The sequence below is a fragment of the Allokutzneria sp. A3M-2-11 16 genome, assembly GCF_024213555.1.
Lineage (GTDB): Bacteria > Actinomycetota > Actinomycetes > Mycobacteriales > Pseudonocardiaceae > Allokutzneria.
Window position 1 is genome coordinate 143,727 of the sequence record NZ_JANAVO010000005.1, and the last position, 17,540, is coordinate 161,266.

The window sequence follows — 17,540 nt, forward strand, 5'->3', positions numbered from 1 at the left end:
GTTGTGACTGACCTGCTCACCCCGGGTGAGCAGACGGAGCCGCCGGCCAGCACTGGCCGGCGGTCCTCGTCTGGCACCCTCCGTTTCGTCCTCGGCAAGCTCGGCGGCGCGGTCATCAGCGTCGCCTTCGTCGCGGCGCTGGGCTTCCTGCTCTTCCGCGTGCTGCCGGGTGATCCCGTCCTGACCATGACCCGAGGCCGTCCCACCACCCCGGAGGCGCTGGCCGAGCTGCGCCTGCGCTTCGGCCTCGACGACCCGCTGTGGAAGCAGTTCCTCGACTACGTCGGCGGCCTGTTCCGCGGCGACTTCGGCACCTCCTACGCCTACAGCCGCCCGGTCGGCGAGATGATCCTGGAGCGCGTCGGCCCGACGCTGCTGCTGGTCGGCACGGGCACGGTCCTCGCGGTGATCCTCGGCATGTGGATCGGCATCCGCGGCGCGTGGGAGCACGGCAGCCGCTTCGACCGCACCACCACCAGCCTCGCGCTGACCCTGTGGTCGGTGCCGACGTTCTGGCTCGGTCTGCTGCTGCTGATGGTGACCGGCAACCTGTTCCCCTCCGGCGGCATGGTCGACCCGAGCACGCCGAAGGAGTTCCTGCCGCAGCTGCTCGACATCGGCCACCACCTGGTGCTGCCGTGCATCACCTTCGTCGCGGTGGTCTACGCGCAGTACCAGCTGGTGATGCGGTCCTCGCTGCTGGAGGAGATGGGCGCGGACTACCTCAACACCGCGCGCGCCAAGGGCATGCGGGAGGACATGGTGCGCCGCAAGCACGCCGTGCCCAACGCGATGCTGCCCGCGATCACGCTGGTGTTCCTGCACCTCGGGCTCGTGGTGCAGGGCGCGATCACGGTGGAGACGGTGTTCTCCTGGCCGGGGCTGGGCCTGCTCCTCTACGAGGCGCTGAGCTACCCCGACCTGCCGCTGTTGCAGGGCGTGTTCACCGTCCTCGCGGGGAGCGTGGTGGCGATGAACGTGGTCGCCGATCTGCTCTACCGGGTGTTCGACCCCAGGGTGCGTGCCGTATGAGCCAGACTCCCAGCAAGCAGACCCCCGGCGCGCTCGCGTGGGCGCGCCGCAAGGAAGCCGCCTCGCGGGCGTGGAAGCAGTTCCGCGTCCAGCGCAGCGGCCTGGCCGGGTTGATCGCGCTCGGTGTGATCGCGGCGCTGGCGATCCTGGCGCCGGTGCTGACCGACTCCGACCAGCTCGACGTCACCAAGGTCGACGGCCCGTCGCTGGGCGCGCCGAGCGGGGACTACCTGCTCGGCACCGACGAGAACGGCCGGTCGGTGCTGTTGCTGACGTGGTGGGGCGCGCGCGTCTCGCTGACCGTCGGCCTGTCCGCGGCGCTGCTGTCGGTGGTCATCGGCACGGTGATCGGTGTGCTCTCGGCGCACTTCGGCGGGTGGGTGTCGGCGGTGCTGATGCGCTTCACCGACTTCTTCCTGGTGCTGCCGTCGCTGGTGCTGGCGATCGCGTTGTCCACGGTCCTGGACCGCGGGCTGTTCACGATCATCCTGGCGATCGGCCTGACCTCGTGGCCGAGCACCGCGCGCCTGGTGCGGGCGCAGACGCTGTCGGTGGAGGCCCGCCCGTACATCGAGCGGGCCCGGGCGCTGGGCGGCGGGCACACGCACGTGATCACCAAGCACGTGCTGCCGTCGGTGCTGCCGCTGGTCTTCGCGAACACCACGCTCGCGGTGGCCAGCGCGATCATCGCCGAGTCCACCCTGTCGTTCCTCGGCCTGGGCGATCCGACCCAGGTGACGTGGGGATCGATGCTGAAGTCGGCGGCGAGCAACGGCGCGGTGACCACCGGCGCGTGGTGGTACCTGTTGCCGCCCGGCCTGGGCATCGTGGCCGTGGTGCTCGCCTTCACCCTGTGCGGAAGGGCCCTGGAGACCGTGCTCAACCCGAGGCTGCGAGGGGAGCGCTGATGTCGGCACTGCTGGAACTGCGCGACCTGACCATCGACTACCGCTCGCGCCGCGGCCTGGTGCCCGCCGTGCGCGGGGTCAACCTCACCCTGGAGGCCGGGCAGACCCTCGGCATGGCGGGGGAGTCCGGCTGCGGCAAATCGACCCTGGCCATGTCGGTGCTGCGGTTGCTGCCCAAGACCGCGGTGATCGGCGGCGAGGTGCTGCTGGACGGCGAGGACGTGCGCACGATGTCCTGGGGCAGGCTGCGCGCGGTCCGCTGGGCGGGCGCGTCGGTGGTGTTCCAGGGCGCGATGCACGCGCTGAACCCGGTGCTGCGCGTCGGCGACCAGCTGGCGGAGCCGATCACGCTGCACGGCGGGGCGGGCGCGAAGTCGAGCTCGCCCGCGGACGTGGAGCGCGCGGTCGGTGAGCTGCTGGAGCGGGTCGGCCTGCCCCGGCGGCACGCGAAGGCCTATCCGCACGAACTGTCCGGTGGGCAGAAGCAGCGGGTGATGATCGCGATGGCGCTGGCCTGCGGGCCGCGGCTGGTGATCGCCGACGAGCCGACCACCGCGCTGGACGTGATGGTGCAGGCGCAGGTGCTGAAGCTGCTGGCGGAGCTGGTCAGCGAGTCCGGCATCGGGTTGATGATGATCAGCCACGACCTGTCGGTGCTGGCGCAGACCTGTCAGCGGCTGGCGGTGATGTACGCGGGCCGGATGGTGGAGCTGGGGCCGAGCGCCCAGGTGATGCACGAGCCCGCGCACCCCTACAGCAAGGCGCTGGCGGCGGCGTTCCCGACGGTCGGCGATCCGGCCTCGCGGATGGCGCCGCAGGGCCTGCCCGGTGATCCGCCCGATCCGACGAACCTGCCGGGCGGGTGTCCGTTCCACCCGCGCTGTCCAGTGTCCACTGTGGAGTGTGAGAGCACGGATGTGCTTCTGCGCCAAGCAGATCCGGGACACCAGGCCGCATGTATCCGGATCGAAGAGGTCGCGGGGGAGCCGGTATGAGCGAGCTGATCAGGGCCGAGGACCTGTCGGTGCGGTTCAAGGCGCGCGGTGGTGCGACGGCGCGCGCGGTGGACGGTGTCGAGCTGACGGTGCGCAAGGGCGAGATCGTGGCGCTGGTCGGCGAGTCCGGCTGCGGCAAGACCTCGTTGGCGCGGTCGTTGCTGGGTCTGGTGCAGCCCGCGCAGGGCGTGATCCGGTTCGAGGGCGAGCCGTTGCCGACCACGGCGAAGGGCCTCAAGGCGTATCGCAGGCAGGCGCAGCTGGTGTTGCAGGACCCCACGGGCGCGCTCAACCCCAGGCACAGCGTCTACGAGGCGGTGGCCGAGGGGCTGCGCATCCACAAGGTGCCCGGTGATGAGCGCGAGCTGGTCGCGGATGCCTTGTCGCGCGCGGGTTTGCGGCCGCCGGAGCGGTACTTCCTGGCGTTCCCGCACGAGCTCTCCGGTGGGCAGCGGCAGCGCGTGGTGATCGCGGGCGCGTTGGCGTTGCAGCCGAAGTTGCTGATCGCCGACGAGCCGGTGGCGTCGCTGGACGCGTCGGTGCGCGGGGAGATCTTGGCTCTGCTGCTGAAGTTGCGGCAGGACCTGGATCTGGCGGCCCTGGTGGTCACGCACGACCTGGGCCTGGCGTGGAACATCGCCGACCGGGTCGCGGTGATGTACCTGGGCAGGCTCGTGGAGGTGGGCCCGGTCGAGGAGGTCCTGACCGCGCCGAAGCACCCGTACACGCAGGCGTTGTTGTCGGTGCTGTCGGAGACTCCCGAAGAACCGCTCGCGGGTTCGAGCATCAGCACCGGACCGATCGTGCTCTCCGGGGAGCCGCCGGACCCGACGCGCATCCCCAGTGGCTGCCGTTTCCACCCCCGCTGCCCCCTGGTGGCGGCCGGGCTGCCCGAGGAGATGGAACGCCGCTGCCGCACCGAGGACGTCCCGATCCTCTCCGGCGGCCAGGACACCCAGGTGGCCTGCCACGTCGCAGCCGCCCGCCAACCCACCTCCTGACCCAGCCGGGGTCGGGGCGTCTTCAAGTACCCCGAACCCCCTCCCCAGCGGTCTCCAACTGCAGCTAACCCCCGTCGCTCCGGCGGGGGTTAGCTGCAGTTGGCGGTGGTTTCAGGCGGGGTTGGTGGTACTTGAAGACGCCCCGACCTGCGGGGCGGAGCGGGCGCGGAGTTTGCTTCCGGTGAGCAGGCCCGCGATGCAGACCGCGGTCAGGGGGAGGCCGATCATGAAGACCAGGCCCGCGCCGATGTTGGCGCCGATGCCGCCCGCGGTGAGGACCCGCCCGCAGATGCCGAGCACGGCGCCAAGGAGGAACGCTCCGGCGTAGGGCAGGCGCCACACCCCCTTCGCGCGCACGACCAGGGCGACGCCGATGACCACACCGATGACACCGATCGCGATGTCGACCGCGGGGCTGTAGGCGGGCAGCCGCACGTAGTAGTCGAGCTGCGTTCCCGGTGGCACCTGCGACGATTGGTCGCCGACTGCCCACCACGCGGTGAGCGCTCCGGCTCCGACCAGCACGACCTCCGACCACACGGGCGCTTTCGGTACCTGGGTAGTCATCCGTTCACCATCCCGAGCGTGGCGCGGCGCCGCCATCCGGCAGGCGCGCTGTGGTCGAATCCAGCGAGTCCCCGTGGAACCAAGGAGCACCTGTGTACGACGACATACCGCCGTACGAGCTTTTCGAAACCGATCCGGCCGAGATCACCGAGATGGTGTCGAAGTACGGCGTCGCGATCCTCGTCGAGCAGGTGAACAGCTCCGGCGGGCTCAGCATGTTCCGCGAGGCGCGGAAGCTGGCCAACGACCGCAACGACCGCGGTGAGAACGGCGACCACATCGTGCTGAACCGGGAGCGCGACGCCGACGAGGCCCCGCGCATGTGGGAGATCTTCAGCCAGCCGTGGATGCACACGGTCGCCGAGGCGCACTTCGGCGCTGAGCCCTTCGTGTTCAACCCGGAGATCACGCTGGTGACGGTGCGGCCCGGCGGCCGGGACCCGGTGCCGCAGGTCGAGGACGGACCTGGGCTGACGTTTCTGTTGTACGTCACCGAAATCGGCGCTGGCAACGGCGTGATGCGCTGCATCCTGGGCTCGCACCACGGTGGGAAGCGGCTGCCGTCCGCGGAGCCGACGGATCGGCTGGTGCGGCTGGACGCGGCGATGGGCAGCATCCTCGTGCTCGACGGCGACCTCACCCTGCGCAACGCGATCCTCCGCGAGCACCCGCGGATCACCGCCTCCGCGCGCTGCTACCGCGCCTGAACGATCATCGGCAGCGCCCGCGGGTGCGGAACCCCGGCGAAGACTTCCCGGACTCGGTGTCCCGCAACGGGTTCCAGGTGCACGCGCCGCAGGACGGTGGCGAGAACGGTCATCATCTCGGTCCAGGCGAAGGTGTCGCCGATGCACTTGCGGGACCCGGCGCCGAAGGGGATGAACGCGGCGGCCCGCGGGCGGTCGGGGTCGAAGCGCGACGGGTCGGGGTACCACCGCGGGTCGCGGTGCAGCGCGTACGGGCTGATCACCAGCTCCGCACCCGCCGGAAGATCGTGCCCGCCCAGTCGCACGGGCACCAGCGCGCGCCGCATCACCAACGGCACCGAGTGCAGGCGCATCGCCTCGGTGAGCACGCGGTCGGTGTAGGTGAGCTCCGCCAGGTCGTCGGTCCCGGCGACTTCCGCGTGGACCCGCCCGGAGATCTCCGGGTGCTGGCCGAGGTGGTGGAAGGCCCAGGTCAGCGCGGCGGCCGAGGTCTCGGTTCCGGCGGTGAGGATGGTGACCAGCTCGTCGCGGACCTGGACGTCCTCCATTGGGGTGGCCAGCAGCAGCGAGAGCAGGTCGCCGTGGTCGATGCGGTGGTCGTGGTAGTGGCCGATGATCTCGTCGAGCACCGCGCGCAGCCGCCGGGCCGCGGTGTCGAAGCGGCGGTGCGCCGGGATGGGCAGGCGGTCGAGGGCTTTCGGGGTGAGCGCGCGGATCGCGGTGTTGCGGGAGATCACCGGCAGGGAGCGGTGGATCTCGGCGATGGCGGCGTCGGTGGGCTCGGTGGAGAACATCGTCTCGGTGACCGTGGCGAGGGTCAGCTCGTGCATGGCCTTGTCCACGGCGACGATCTGCCCGGGCCGCCAGGAGTCCACCAGCGCCTGGGCGCGGCGGCGCATGACCTCGGCGTAGCCGGGGAGGCGGGAGCGGTGGAAGGCGGGCTGGATGAGCCGACGCTGGCGCTGGTGGGTCTCGCGGTCGGCGGTGACCAGGCCGGAACCCAGCAGCGGCCGGACGCGGTCGAAGAGCCTGCCCTTGGCGTAGTCGCGGGCGTCGGTGACCAGGACCTGGTGGATGAGCTCCGGGCTGGTCAGGGCGTACACGGGCAGCGTCCCGACGTCCACGCGCACGAGGTCACCGCGCCCGCTCAGCGAGCAGAGGAACGCGAAGGGGCCGCGGGCGAGGGCGGGCAGGTGCCCGAGCAGCGGCCAGCTGATCACCGGTCCCACCACCACGCGATGCTCGGCGGAATCGCCGTCCAGGAGCTGACCAGCGGTTTCTCGGTCCAGGTGAGGGGCGCGGGGTCGCGGTAGCGGGCGACGTGGGCGCCCCATTCGATATTGCCGCGGATGCCGTGGCCGAGGTCGGCGAGGTATCTGCGCAGGGGCTCGCTGGCGGTGCGCGTGGCGTGCTCGCGGACCTGCAAGAAGCGGTCGAGGATGCGGTCGCGCAGGCTCACCGCGAGCTCGACGGCTTCTCGCGGGCCGCATTTCTCCTGGTGGCGGAGCACGGTGAAGATGTTCTGGTCGGTCTGACCGCGTCCGGCCTCCTTGGCGTGGGACACCCGGTCGTTGTCGAGGGCGGCGACGGCGATGGCCATCTCGGTGAGCGCGCGGACCCGCGGCGAGTCCATCTCGCGCTCGGGGATGTCGTCGAGCCCGTTGGCCAGCTCCAGCATCGCGAAGGCCGGTTCGCCGCCCGCGGAGTGCAGTCGCATCGTCAGGTACTCGTCGAGGCCGGGCAGGTGGTCGCGGGCGCGGTTGCCGATCTGCCAGAGCACTCCGAACAGCCACGCGCGGTGGGCGTCGACGAAACGCCGCACCTGCACGGCCGATCCGGTGGCACGGAACCGTGAACCGATGTCGGCGACGGCGGCGGCGAAAGGGTCCTCGCTGTCAATGGAGTCGGTGTCGTGCGGGGTCTCCAGCGACCGCTGCACGCGGCCCGCGAGCGAGGCGAACGCGGCGGGGTCGGCGCTGAGCTCGCCCTCGTCGCAGCACGCGTCGTCGAAGGCGAACCCCCAGTACACCCACAGCACCGCAGTGAGCAGGCCCTCGACGTGCGCGTGCGGGGCGAAGCGGGCGTAGAAGTCCGCGCTGGAGGACGCCAGCGCGGTCGTCCGCGCGGCGGGGTCGCGGCAGAACCCGGCTTGGTCGAGCCATTCGACGGCGCGGCGCTGCACCGAGGAGACCTCGGGATGCCGGGCACCGTCGAGCGGGCAGTACACCGCAGGCAGCTCAAGCATGGGCAACTCCCTGCCAACGACCTCCGAACGGCGGATACCGTAGCCGCTCAGACCAGGGGGAGCAGCACCCGGAAAGTCGCGCCGCCGCCCGGCGTCGGCACGTGCTCGACGGTCCCGTCGTGGGCGTCGACGATGGCCGCCACGATGGACAGGCCCAGCCCCGAACCGCCGGTGCTGCGGGTGCGCGAGGGGTCGCCGCGGTAGAACCGCTCGAAGGCGTGCTCGACCTGGTCCGCGGTGAGACCGGGGCCGTGGTCGATCACCTCCAGCAGGCCGTGCGCCCCGTCCGGCGCGATCCCGGCGCGCACGGTGACCGGCGTGCCGGGCGGGGTGTGCGCGAAGGCGTTGCCCAGCAGGTTCGCCGCGACCTGGTGCAACCGTTGCTCATCACCCAGGACGAGCGGCGGTGGAATGTCCTCTGTGGACTGTTCAGGCAGGATCACCAGGCTGACCGGCCGCTCGGGGTCCAGGGCGCGGACGGACTCGATCGCCTCGGCCGCCACCGGGATCAGGTCCACCGGCTGCCGGTCCGCGGGCCGCTCCTCGTCCAGCCGCGCCAGCAGCAGCAGGTCGTCGACGAGCACGCTCATCCGCCGCGACTCCGCCTCGACCCGGCCCAGCAGATGTGTCACCTCATCTGGGGACACCGCTCCCTGCCGGTGCAGCTCCGCCAGCCCGCGGATACCGGCGAGCGGGGTGCGCAGCTCGTGGGAGGCGTCGGCGACGAAGCGCCGCAGCCGCGACTCGGACTCCGCGCGCTGCTGGAATGCTCCGTCGATCTGGGTGAGCATCGTGTTCAGCGTCATGGCCAGGCGACCGATCTCGGTGCCCGGCGCGCTGCGCACCGGCACGCGCCGGGACAGGTCACCACCGGCGATGATCGACTCCGCGGTCCGCTCGACGTCCTCCAGCGGCTTCAGTCCCACGCGCACCGCGGCGATACCCAGCATCGTGAGCACGAGCAGCACCACGACCGCGACACCGAGCTCGATCAGCGCCAGGCTGCCCTGCGTCTCCGCGCGGCTGGTGGTGTCGAAGGCGACGACCGCGACGCCCTCGTCATCGCGCATCACCCGGACCCGGACGCGGTAGCCCTGGTGACGCTCCCCGCCGAGCGCCTTGACGTCGAAGGGCTGGTCGCCGCGCGCCCGCGCCGACTCCAGGTCCAGCGACGGCAGGTCCGGCAGCGTGCGCGGACGCTCCTCGGCGGCGAAACGCCTCGACAGCGAACCGTCCGGCTTGCGATACTCGATCACGTACTCGTGCGGGATGCCCTCGACCCGCTCGGAGTTCCCCGGCGGGTTGAACGGATCGTTGCGCTCTTCCAGCTGCTCCAGCGCCTTGTGCACCACCGACAGCTGCTCGTCGATGCGCGCCGTCAGGTAGGTGCCGAGCAGGCTCGCCGCCGCGGCCGCCGCGATGAGCAACCCGAACGCCGACACCACGAGCGTGCCGATGAGCAGCCGCGCGCGCAGCGACAGCCTGCTGAGCTTGGTCCGCAGCCTCATGCCTGGGGCAACCGGAGGCTGTAGCCGAAGCCGCGCAGCGTGTGGATCAGCGACGGCTCGACGATGTCGATCTTGCGGCGGAGCAGGCTGATGTAGGACTCCACGATCCGCGCGTCCCCGGTGAAGTCGTAGCGCCAGACGTGGTCGAGGATCTGCGCCTTGCTGACCACCTTGCCCGCGTTGTGCAGCAGGTAGTGCAGCAGCTTGTACTCCGTCGGCGAGAGCTTCACGAACCGCCCGGCCCGGCGCACGTCGCAGGTCTCCTCGTCCAGTTCCAGATCGGCGAAGCGCAGCACCGGCCGCGGCTGGTCGGCCTCGGCGGCGTGCCCGCCGAGGCGGCGCAGCACCACCCGGATGCGTGCCACGACCTCCTCCAGGCTGAACGGTTTGGTGACGTAGTCGTCGCCGCCGATGGTCAGCCCGGTGATCTTGTCGTCGGTGGTGTCGCGGGCGGTCAGGAAGATCACCGGCGCCCGCACGCCGCGCGCCCGCAGCAGCCGGGTGACCTCGAAACCGTCCAGGTCGGGCAGCATCACGTCGAGCACGAGCAGCTCCGGCCGGAAGTCCATGGCCACCGACAGCGCCTCGGTGCCGGAGGCGGCGGTGCGGACGTCGAAGCCGACGAAGCGCAGGCTGGTGCTCAGCAACGCGGTGATGGTCGGCTCGTCGTCCACGACGAGCAACCGCGTCTTCTCCTGGGCGCTCACCCTGCTCCTCTCCTCACGTGTGGCCCGCAGCTTGGCCCACCCGCCTGCAAGCAGCCTGACCGAATCCTGAATATCACCTCAAAGCGAACCGTGATCGATGTCGCAGCGAGCTTTCAGCGGACTTCCAGCTTCGTTGGAGCTGCTCTTCGGGCTGGGGTGCTGGGCTTATAACGACCAGCCCCTGCGATGAGGAGACGAACCGAGATGTCCTTCCTGGCCCGGTTCAGCCTCGCCAACCGCGGGCTCATCGCGCTGATCGCCCTCGCGATCACCGGCTTCGGCGCGTGGGCCGTGCCCGCGCTCAAACAGCAGATGCTGCCCGACCTGGAGCTGCCGACGATCTCCGTGGTCGCGCCCTACCCGGGCTCCGCGCCGGCGATCGTGGAGTCGCAGGTGACCATCCCGATCGAACGCGCCGTGCGCAACGTCGCCGGGGTGACCGAGACGACCGCGTTCTCCCGCTCCGGCTCGGCCACGGTGCAGATCACCTTCGAGTACGGCACCGCGGTCTCGGCGATCACCGGCGAGGTAGAGCGCGCGGTCACCCGCATCGCCACGCAGCTGCCGGAGAACGTCACCCCGCGCGTGGTGGCGGGCAGCACCAGCGACCTCCCGGTGGTGCAACTGGCCGCCAGCGGCGGTTCCGACGAACAGGCACTGGCCACAGCACTGCGGCAGAACGTCCTGCCCGAACTCCAGGGCATCGAGGGCGTGCGCGAGGCCGCGCTGACCGGCGCCCGCGACCCGCGGATCACCATCACCCCGGACACCGCGAAGATGCTGCGCGCCGGGCTGACCTCGCCGTCGGTGAGCAACGCGCTCAAGGCCAACGGCATCACGGTCCCCGGCGGCACGCTCACCGAGAACGGCAAGTCCTCCTCGGTGTCGGTGGGCGGGGCGTTCTCCTCCGTTGACGACCTGGAGAACCTGCCCCTCACCCCGGCCCAGGCCACCGGCCGCCCCGGCACGGCGGTCAAGCTCGGCGACGTGGCCACCGTGGAGCAGGGCCTGGCCGACTCGACCACCCTGACCAGGACCAACGGCCGCGCCAGCCTCGGTGTCGGAGTCACCGCGGGCCCCGACGGCAACGCCGTGGCGATCTCCCACGCGGTCAACGACAAGCTGCCGCAACTGCGCGCCGCACTGGGCCAGGGCGCCGCGCTGACCGTCGTCTTCGACCAGGCCCCGTTCGTCGAGCGCTCCATCGAGGGCCTGACCACCGAGGGCCTGCTCGGGCTGGTCTTCGCGGTCCTGGTGATCCTGGTGTTCCTGTTCTCCGTGCGCTCCACCCTGGTCACCGCCGTGTCCATCCCGCTGTCGGTGCTGATCGCGTTGATCGCGCTGTGGATGGGGGAGTACTCGCTGAACATGCTGACCCTCGGCGCGCTGACCATCGCGGTCGGCCGCGTGGTCGACGACTCCATCGTGGTGCTGGAGAACATCAAACGACACCTCGGCTACGGCGAGGCCAAGGGCGCCGCGATCACCACCGCGGTCGGCGAGGTCGCGGGCGCGGTCACCTCATCCACGCTCACCACGGTCGCGGTGTTCGCCCCGATCGCGGTGGTCGGCGGCATGGTCGGCCAGCTGTTCGCGCCGTTCGCGCTGACCGTCACGGTGGCGCTGCTCGCCTCGCTCGTGGTGTCGCTGACGATCGTGCCGGTGCTGGCGTACTGGTTCCTCAAGCCCGCCACTGGTGACCGCGAGGAGGCGGAGGAGAAGGAGCGCAACGGCGTCCTGCAGCGCAGCTACGTGCCGGTGCTGCGCTGGTCGGTCACCCACCGCGCCACGGTGCTGCTCATCGCGGGCGGGATCTTCGTCGGCACGCTGGCCCTGGTGCCCGGCCTGAAGACGAACTTCATCGGCGGCGACGGCCAGAACACGCTGTCGATCAAGCAGGAGATGCCGGTCGGCACCAGCCTGGCGACCACCGACGCCGCGGCGAAGAAGATCGAGGGCGTGCTCGGCCAGGTCAAGGGCGTGCAGTCCTACCAGGCCACGATCGGCGGTGGCGGTGGCGGCCTGCCCGGCTTCGGCGGTCCCGGCGGGTCGACCTCGGCGACGTTCTCGGTCACCACGGACGTGGCGGCCGACCAGGCGGCGATCGAGAAGGACCTGCGCACCCGGATCTCGGCGTTGATGGAGGTGGGCAAGGTCAGCGTGGGGGCCGCGGGCGGCGGCTTCGACGGCTCCAAGCTGGAGGTCGTCGTGCAGGGCCCGGACGACGCCGCGCTGGCCAGGGCCACCGAGCAGGTCCGCGGGACCGTCGCCGAGACCCCGGGCACCACGGATGTGGCGAGCAACCTGACCGCCGACGCCCCGCTGGTGGACGTCCGGGTGGACCGGCAGGCCGCGGCGCGCGCCGGGCTGACCGAGGCGGCCGTGGGCCAGGTCGTGGGGGAGGCGCTGCGCGGGACCACGCTGAGCAAGGTCGTGGTCAACGGCACCGAGCAGGAGGTGGTGCTGCGCGGCTCGGCGACTCCGTCCAGTGTGGACAGTCTGAAGGCGTTGCAGGTGCCGACCCTGGCGGGTCCGGTGCGCCTCGACAGCCTGGCCGAGGTGGAGACGGCGACCGGCCCGACGCAGCTGAGCCGGGTCGACGGCACCCGCAGCGCCACCGTGACCGCGACGGCCACCGGCTCCGACCTGGGCGCGACCAGCGCGGAGCTGGCCAAGCGGCTGGAGGCGCTGAAGCTGCCCGCGGGCTCCTCGTTCGAGATCGGCGGCGCCACCTCGCAGCAGCAGGACGCCTTCGCCGACCTCGGGGTGGCCCTGGTGGCCGCGGTGGTGCTGGTGTTCCTGGTGATGGTGGCGACCTTCCACAGCCTGGTGCAGCCGCTGATCCTGCTGGTGTCGGTGCCCTTCGCCGCGACCGGCGCGCTGGGCCTGCTGCTGGTCACCGGCACGCCGCTGGGGGTGCCCGCGCTGATCGGCCTGCTGATGCTGGTCGGGATCGTGGTGACCAACGCGATCGTGCTGATCGACCTGATCAACCACTACCGCGCGCAGGGCCTGGGCGCGACGGAGGCGATCGTGGAGGGCGGGCGGCACCGGCTGCGCCCGATCCTGATGACCGCGCTGGCCACGATCGGCGCGCTGACGCCGATGGCGCTGGGGCTGACCGGCGGCGGGGGCTTCATCTCGCAGCCGCTGGCGGTGGTGGTGATCGGCGGCCTGGTCAGCTCGACGCTGCTGACGCTCGTGGTGGTGCCCGTGCTGTACGCGGTGGTGGACAAGCTGACCAGCCGCACCCCGGAGGAGATCGACCCGGTGACGGAGCCGATGCCCAAGCATCGAGCGCGAACGCACTGAGCACAACGGCCCCACCCCCCGGGTGGGGCCGTTTTCGCATGTCAACTCACTTATGCAACCGAAAGGTTGACAACATTGGGGCACACCCGTACGGTCTTATTCAACCGAGAGGTTGCAAACAGGGAGGTGACTGGATATGGCGGAGCCACTACCCGTGCCAATGCTCGACCCCGCAAGCGGGTCTTCGGTCGACCGGCTCAACCGGGTCTTCGCGGCACTGGCGGACCCGATCCGCCGCGACATCGTCGCCCGGCTCTCCGCCGCGGACGCGACCGTGGGGGAGCTGGCAGAGCCCTACGAGGTGTCCACCCAGGCGGTCTCCAAGCACCTCAAGGTGCTCGAAGACGCCGGTCTGGTCAGCCGCAGCCGCGACGCCCAGAAGCGGCCGTGCCACCTCGAAGCGGAGGTGTTCGACCTGATGACCAAGTGGATAGAGCGCTACCGCCGCCAGGCCGAGGAGAGGTTCAGCCGCCTCGACGCGGTCCTGGCGGCCATGGACGACGAGAACGAGAACGAAGACCAACGAGGAGCAGCGTCATGAGCACCAAGACCACCAACGAGACCACCATCGAGGCCGACCCCGACCTGCCCACCATCCGCATCACCCGCGAGTTCGACGCCCCCGTCGAGAAGGTCTTCCGCGCCTACACCGAGCGCGACCTGTTCATCAAGTGGATCGGCCCGGACAGCATCGACAGCAAGATCCACACCTGGGACATGCGCACCGGCGGCAACTACCGCTACACCTCCAGCCGCGACGGCGAGGAGATCGCCGCCTTCTACGGCTCCTTCCACGAGGTCCGCGCCAACGAGCGCCTCGTCCAGACCTTCACCTACGAGGGCTTCCCGGACGGTGTCTGCCTGGAGACCATGACCTTCGAAGACCTCGGCAACGGCCGCAGCCGCGTCGTCGGCCTGTCGGTCATCGACAGCATGGAAGCCCGCGACGGCATGATCGCCAGCGGCATGGAGACCGGCGTCGTCGAGGGCTACAACAAGCTCGACGCGCTGCTGACCGGGCTCTGATCGCACGAGCGGGGTGGTGCCCCGGACGCGGGGCACCCCCGGACACCCCCGTGAACGAGTGGGAACACACCACCGGCCGCCTGCGCCTAGAATCCTCTCCGTGACCCCCTTCGCCCCCAACCCCCTCAACGCGGGCTGAGGTAGCTGGAGAACTCCCGTTTCGTACTCATAGCGGGATTTGGGAGCGCTCTCTTTCCGGCCAAGAGTACGAAACGGGACAAACGGCGCTGGGGCTAGAGACGGCGGCGGAGCTCCCGGCGCAGCAGCTTGCCCGCGAAACTGCGGGGGAGCGCGTCGACGAACTCGAACCGCTCCGGCACCTCCGCGCGGCGCTCCCGCAGATGCTCCGCCAGGTCCTCACCGCTCACCGCGCCCACCGCCACCACGAACGCGCAAGCCTTCCCGTCGGCATCACCGACCACAGCCGCTTCGGCGACACCGGAATGCGCGGCGAGCACCGACTCGATCTCCGCGGGCGCGACGCGCACCCCCTCCCGCACGATCACATCCCGCACCCGATCCACGTACCGCAGATACCGCCCACCCGCACCGGCGAACTCGAACAGATCACCCGTGCGCAGAAAACCCAGGTCGTCGAACGGATCGTCACCGGTACCCAACAAATAACCCGGGAACACCGTCGGCCCCGCGACACGCAACTCCCCGGGACGCCCCGGCTCGGTGATCTCCCGCTCGGAGACCGGATCGACCAGCCGCATCCGCATCGGCCCCACCGCACGCGGGAAAAACCGCGCCCGCGCCTCCGGATCCGGGACGTCCACGGGAGAACTCAACAACACCGTGCCCTCGCACGCCGCGAAGAAATTGACCACCGGAACCGCGCAGTCCCGCACCGCGGCCGGACCCAACGGCCCCGAACCCGCCACGACCGTCCGCAACGACGGCACATCCCGCCGCGCCAGCAACGCCAACACCGCCGGCGGCACCACCGCGCACGTCACGTGCTCCTCGGACAACTGCCGCACGAACGTCGGCGGAGCGAACGGCTGGTGCAACACCAACCGACACCCCGACAACAACCACGGCAACACCGAACCCGCGATCCCCGCCACGTTCACCAGCGGAAACGGACTCAAGATCACATCATCCGCGGTCAACGCCACCGCATCCGCGCACGCCCTCGCGATCGCCAGCCAGTCGTAGTGCGCACGCGGAACCGCCTTCGGGGTGCCCTCCGTCCCCGACGTCCAACAGATCGACACACAGTGGTTCGGATCAGCCTCGTACGAACGAACCGGCACCTCGTGCTCCGCGGCATCCACCTGAACCACCCGCCGCGGAACACCCGCGCCGAACGCCAGCACCGTCACCGCGTCACCACACACCTGCCGCGCGAACTCGGCATACCTGCGCCCATTGATCCGCGTCGCCGTCACCAACGTGCGCGCCCCGGCCAACGGCAACAATGCCCGCAGCTCGTACTCGCGGTACTGCACCGGAATCGGGCACACCACACCGCCCAACCGCACCACCGCGAGGAACGGACTGCTCCGACGACCGCACGTACACGGTCGTCTTCGCCACGCCACCCAACGACGAACCCGCCGCGCTCAGCGCCACCTCCAAGTTCGCCATCACGCGCCGCGCCTGACCCACGTAGTCGCCGACCGCGACCGTCCGCCCCTCCTCGTCCAACGGGCACGCACCCGCCGTGAACACCACACCGCGCGCCACCGAGGCGTACGCGTACTCGGCGACATCGCTCAACTCCACGACGCGAACCAACTCAACACCCATGCGTCGATCCTGCGCACAGGCTCAAGCGGTTTACTCGCCGACCATCCCGTCAGCGAACTCCCGCAACACATCCAGGTGCCCCACGTGGCGAGCCGTCTCCTGCGTGACATGCGCCAGCACCCACCGCACCGTCCGATCCCCACCGACCTCGCGCAACGCCAGATCGTCCGCGCCCAGCCCCTCCAGCGCCTTCTCCGAACGCACCCACTCCTCCTGGTACGCCGCCAGCACAGCCTCCGGAGTGTCAGCGGGGGAGAGCCGGAACTCCGCGGTCTCGTCCTCCGAATCCCACAGCAACGGCACGTCCAGCCCACCGCCGACGCGAGACAACCAGAACCGCTCGACGGCGGTCAGGTGCTTCACCACGCCCAGCAAACTCATCAACGGCGACGTCGGCCACGGCGTCGCCGCGGCCTGCTCCGGGCTCACTCCAAGCACCTTGTTCACCGCCGTGGCCCGCAAGAACGCCAGGAACTCCCACTGCAACCGCAGCTCGTCCCTGGCCAGCTCCTTCGGCCACGATCGGGCAACACCGTCGAGCCCCCACACCTCATTCGCCATTCCCGGACCCTAGTCACGCCTACAGTCGGTGGTATGACAGATGACCTGGCCGACCGGCTCGACCGCGTCGAGAGCGAGCTGGCCATCCAGCGGCTCGTCCACGAGTACTGCCACGGCGCCGACAAGCAGGACCTCCAGCGCTTCACCGCCATCTGGCACTCCGACGCCGTCTGGGCACCGAACCTCGGACACCAGCTCAACGGCATCGACGCCATCCGCGCGGGCATCAAAGCCGAATGGCAGAAGTACCAGCAGATGCACCACTGGACCGCCAACCACGTCATCACCCTCGACGGCGACCGCGCCAGCGGCGAGGCCGACACCGAGTTCTCCGTCCAGTTCCCCGACGGCTCCTGGGTCCGCGGCGGCGGCACCTACCGCGACGTCTACACCCGCCGCGACGGCATCTGGCGCATCACCTACCGCGAGGTGTCCACGTCCTTCGACATCGACCGCCTCCCGGCAGGCGCCAGCTCACCCGCCTGACGCCCGCAACCCGGCGCTGAGCACCGCGAACAACCGCTCGGCCCGCTCCGGGGTCACCTCGCCCAGCGACGCGTCGTGCAACCCGGCGAGCACCCCCTTCACCAGCACCACCACATCCGCCGTCTCAAGCTCGGCACGCACCGCGCCCGCCCGCTGAGCGCTCCGCAGGAGCTCACCCAGCACCGCGTACAGCTCCTCGCGCACCGCGCTCGGCACCGCGATCGCGTCCGAGAGGTCCCGCTTGGCGACGGCCTGCGCTCCGAGCCGCGCCAGGAACCCGAAGAAGGCGGCGCCGGGATCCGCCGCCCCGGCCCGCTCCCGGGGGAGCGCCCGCAACGAGCCGTACACGTTCACCGCGCTGGGCTTCCTGCGCATCCGCGACGGCAAGATCGTCCGCTACGACGACTACATGGACCCCATCGCGCTGGCCCGCCTCCTCGGCCGCACCGACGACCTGATCGCGGCGTTGTCCGCTGCCTAGGACCCATGTTCTGACGAAACACCAGGACGACGCCTGGCGCTGACAGGTGAGCCCAGGTGGGGAAGTGGTTCCCGCAAGGGCGTCCGCAACGACACGCATGAATTTCTTCGCAACACTCCCTGCCTCCGTGAAAGCGCTCGGCGTATCGAGGCTTGACGATTCGCTCGACGACTGCCGTTCACGGTGTTCTAGCAGGTCCTGACATGGTTTCGCCCAATAACCATCAACCCCGGTTTGGTGGATAAT

General features: G+C 70.5%; 18 protein-coding genes and 1 pseudogene. 10 read left to right on the forward strand and 9 right to left on the reverse strand.

What is annotated here, in order from left to right:
• The first annotated feature begins 3 nt into the window (after positions 1-3).
• Genes NLX83_RS27055 through NLX83_RS27070 form a run of 4 tightly spaced genes read left to right on the forward strand, consistent with a single transcriptional unit; the run spans position 4 to position 3,936 of the window.
• Positions 4-1,032, forward strand: coding sequence for an ABC transporter permease (locus NLX83_RS27055; RefSeq protein WP_374118815.1), 1,029 nt, complete (start codon positions 4-6; stop codon positions 1,030-1,032).
• Complete coding sequence (locus NLX83_RS27060; protein ID WP_254237996.1) at positions 1,029-1,940, forward strand: ABC transporter permease; 912 nt, start codon at positions 1,029-1,031, stop codon at positions 1,938-1,940. Before NLX83_RS27055 ends, NLX83_RS27060 begins: the two co-directional genes overlap by 4 nt.
• Positions 1,940-2,935 carry an ABC transporter ATP-binding protein gene (locus tag NLX83_RS27065; protein ID WP_254237997.1) on the forward strand — a complete coding sequence of 332 codons (996 nt, stop codon included), beginning with the start codon at positions 1,940-1,942 and terminating at the stop codon, positions 2,933-2,935. Before NLX83_RS27060 ends, NLX83_RS27065 begins: the two co-directional genes overlap by 1 nt.
• Positions 2,932-3,936: an ABC transporter ATP-binding protein gene (locus NLX83_RS27070; RefSeq protein WP_374118816.1), complete on the forward strand. Its 1,005-nt coding sequence runs from the start codon at positions 2,932-2,934 to the stop codon at positions 3,934-3,936. The genes NLX83_RS27065 and NLX83_RS27070 overlap by 4 nt, the downstream gene beginning before the upstream one ends.
• A gap of 111 nt (positions 3,937-4,047) precedes the next feature.
• On the opposite strand, the gene NLX83_RS27075 is transcribed toward NLX83_RS27070, so the two are convergent.
• A complete protein-coding gene (locus tag NLX83_RS27075) occupies positions 4,048-4,503 on the reverse strand; it encodes a hypothetical protein (RefSeq protein ID WP_254237998.1) in 456 nt (151 codons plus the stop codon).
• A 92-nt stretch (positions 4,504-4,595) separates the two neighbouring features.
• Between NLX83_RS27075 and NLX83_RS27080 the strand changes: the two genes are divergently transcribed.
• Positions 4,596-5,210 carry a hypothetical protein gene (locus NLX83_RS27080; RefSeq protein ID WP_254237999.1) on the forward strand — a complete coding sequence of 205 codons (615 nt, stop codon included), beginning with the start codon at positions 4,596-4,598 and terminating at the stop codon, positions 5,208-5,210.
• Here the strand turns inward: NLX83_RS27080 and NLX83_RS27085 are convergent.
• From NLX83_RS27085 to NLX83_RS27100, 4 genes are read right to left on the reverse strand one after another with little or no spacing between them, the layout of a single operon-like run.
• Positions 5,198-6,430, reverse strand: coding sequence for a cytochrome P450 (locus NLX83_RS27085; RefSeq protein ID WP_254238000.1), 1,233 nt, complete (start codon positions 6,428-6,430; stop codon positions 5,198-5,200). The genes NLX83_RS27080 and NLX83_RS27085 overlap by 13 nt on opposite strands.
• Positions 6,427-7,455 (reverse strand): terpene synthase family protein, encoded by a 1,029-nt coding sequence (locus NLX83_RS27090; RefSeq protein ID WP_254238001.1) that lies wholly within the window; start codon positions 7,453-7,455, stop codon positions 6,427-6,429. Before NLX83_RS27090 ends, NLX83_RS27085 begins: the two co-directional genes overlap by 4 nt.
• Before the next feature lie 47 nt (positions 7,456-7,502).
• Entirely contained in the window at positions 7,503-8,963 is a 1,461-nt protein-coding gene (locus NLX83_RS27095) for a sensor histidine kinase (RefSeq protein ID WP_254238002.1), read from the reverse strand.
• Positions 8,960-9,670, reverse strand: coding sequence for a response regulator transcription factor (locus NLX83_RS27100; protein ID WP_254238003.1), 711 nt, complete (start codon positions 9,668-9,670; stop codon positions 8,960-8,962). The genes NLX83_RS27095 and NLX83_RS27100 overlap by 4 nt, the downstream gene beginning before the upstream one ends.
• Positions 9,671-9,874: 204 nt before the next feature.
• Between NLX83_RS27100 and NLX83_RS27105 the strand changes: the two genes are divergently transcribed.
• The 3 genes from NLX83_RS27105 (at position 9,875) to NLX83_RS27115 (ending at position 14,008) form a co-directional block, all read left to right on the forward strand.
• Positions 9,875-12,982 (forward strand): efflux RND transporter permease subunit, encoded by a 3,108-nt coding sequence (locus tag NLX83_RS27105; RefSeq protein WP_254238004.1) that lies wholly within the window; start codon positions 9,875-9,877, stop codon positions 12,980-12,982.
• Positions 12,983-13,118: 136 nt separating this feature from the next.
• Positions 13,119-13,523, forward strand: coding sequence for an ArsR/SmtB family transcription factor (locus NLX83_RS27110; RefSeq protein ID WP_254238005.1), 405 nt, complete (start codon positions 13,119-13,121; stop codon positions 13,521-13,523).
• Complete coding sequence (locus NLX83_RS27115; RefSeq protein ID WP_254238006.1) at positions 13,520-14,008, forward strand: SRPBCC family protein; 489 nt, start codon at positions 13,520-13,522, stop codon at positions 14,006-14,008. Before NLX83_RS27110 ends, NLX83_RS27115 begins: the two co-directional genes overlap by 4 nt.
• 233 nt (positions 14,009-14,241) lie before the next feature.
• On the opposite strand, the gene NLX83_RS27120 is transcribed toward NLX83_RS27115, so the two are convergent.
• From NLX83_RS27120 to NLX83_RS27130, 3 genes and pseudogenes are all read right to left on the reverse strand, one after another.
• Complete coding sequence (locus NLX83_RS27120; protein ID WP_254238007.1) at positions 14,242-15,501, reverse strand: class I adenylate-forming enzyme family protein; 1,260 nt, start codon at positions 15,499-15,501, stop codon at positions 14,242-14,244.
• Positions 15,502-15,526: 25 nt separating this feature from the next.
• Positions 15,527-15,766: pseudogene (locus NLX83_RS27125) on the reverse strand (RidA family protein); the annotation flags it as partial.
• Between the two features lie 30 nt (positions 15,767-15,796).
• Positions 15,797-16,327, reverse strand: coding sequence for a DinB family protein (locus NLX83_RS27130; protein WP_254238008.1), 531 nt, complete (start codon positions 16,325-16,327; stop codon positions 15,797-15,799).
• A 33-nt stretch (positions 16,328-16,360) separates the two neighbouring features.
• On the opposite strand from NLX83_RS27130, the gene NLX83_RS27135 reads away from it, so the two are divergent.
• Complete coding sequence (locus NLX83_RS27135; protein WP_254238009.1) at positions 16,361-16,813, forward strand: nuclear transport factor 2 family protein; 453 nt, start codon at positions 16,361-16,363, stop codon at positions 16,811-16,813.
• Here the strand turns inward: NLX83_RS27135 and NLX83_RS42295 are convergent.
• Positions 16,802-17,167, reverse strand: a complete 366-nt coding sequence (locus tag NLX83_RS42295; protein WP_374118819.1) for an SbtR family transcriptional regulator — start codon at positions 17,165-17,167, stop codon at positions 16,802-16,804. The genes NLX83_RS27135 and NLX83_RS42295 overlap by 12 nt on opposite strands.
• On the opposite strand from NLX83_RS42295, the gene NLX83_RS27145 reads away from it, so the two are divergent.
• The gene (locus tag NLX83_RS27145) at positions 17,055-17,294 is read left to right on the forward strand and encodes a nuclear transport factor 2 family protein (protein ID WP_254238011.1); all 240 of its coding nucleotides are present in this window, start codon (positions 17,055-17,057) and stop codon (positions 17,292-17,294) included. The genes NLX83_RS42295 and NLX83_RS27145 overlap by 113 nt on opposite strands.
• The last annotated feature ends 246 nt before the right edge of the window (positions 17,295-17,540 follow it).

What these genes read in the sequence shown, in the direction of transcription:
- NLX83_RS27105 (WP_254238004.1), top strand. Translation starts at nt 9,875, where the DNA reads ATGTCCTTCCTGGCCCGGTTCAGCCTCGCCAACCGCGGGCTCATCGCG.
- NLX83_RS27115 (WP_254238006.1), top strand. Translation starts at nt 13,520, where the DNA reads ATGAGCACCAAGACCACCAACGAGACCACCATCGAGGCCGACCCCGAC.
- NLX83_RS27065 (WP_254237997.1), top strand. Translation starts at nt 1,940, where the DNA reads ATGTCGGCACTGCTGGAACTGCGCGACCTGACCATCGACTACCGCTCG.
- NLX83_RS27060 (WP_254237996.1), top strand. Translation starts at nt 1,029, where the DNA reads ATGAGCCAGACTCCCAGCAAGCAGACCCCCGGCGCGCTCGCGTGGGCG.
- NLX83_RS27095 (WP_254238002.1), bottom strand. Translation starts at nt 8,963, where the DNA reads ATGAGGCTGCGGACCAAGCTCAGCAGGCTGTCGCTGCGCGCGCGGCTG.
- NLX83_RS27130 (WP_254238008.1), bottom strand. Translation starts at nt 16,327, where the DNA reads ATGGCGAATGAGGTGTGGGGGCTCGACGGTGTTGCCCGATCGTGGCCG.
- NLX83_RS27070 (WP_374118816.1), top strand. Translation starts at nt 2,932, where the DNA reads ATGAGCGAGCTGATCAGGGCCGAGGACCTGTCGGTGCGGTTCAAGGCG.
- NLX83_RS27075 (WP_254237998.1), bottom strand. Translation starts at nt 4,503, where the DNA reads ATGACTACCCAGGTACCGAAAGCGCCCGTGTGGTCGGAGGTCGTGCTG.
- NLX83_RS27090 (WP_254238001.1), bottom strand. Translation starts at nt 7,455, where the DNA reads ATGCTTGAGCTGCCTGCGGTGTACTGCCCGCTCGACGGTGCCCGGCAT.
- NLX83_RS27110 (WP_254238005.1), top strand. Translation starts at nt 13,119, where the DNA reads ATGGCGGAGCCACTACCCGTGCCAATGCTCGACCCCGCAAGCGGGTCT.
- NLX83_RS27135 (WP_254238009.1), top strand. Translation starts at nt 16,361, where the DNA reads ATGACAGATGACCTGGCCGACCGGCTCGACCGCGTCGAGAGCGAGCTG.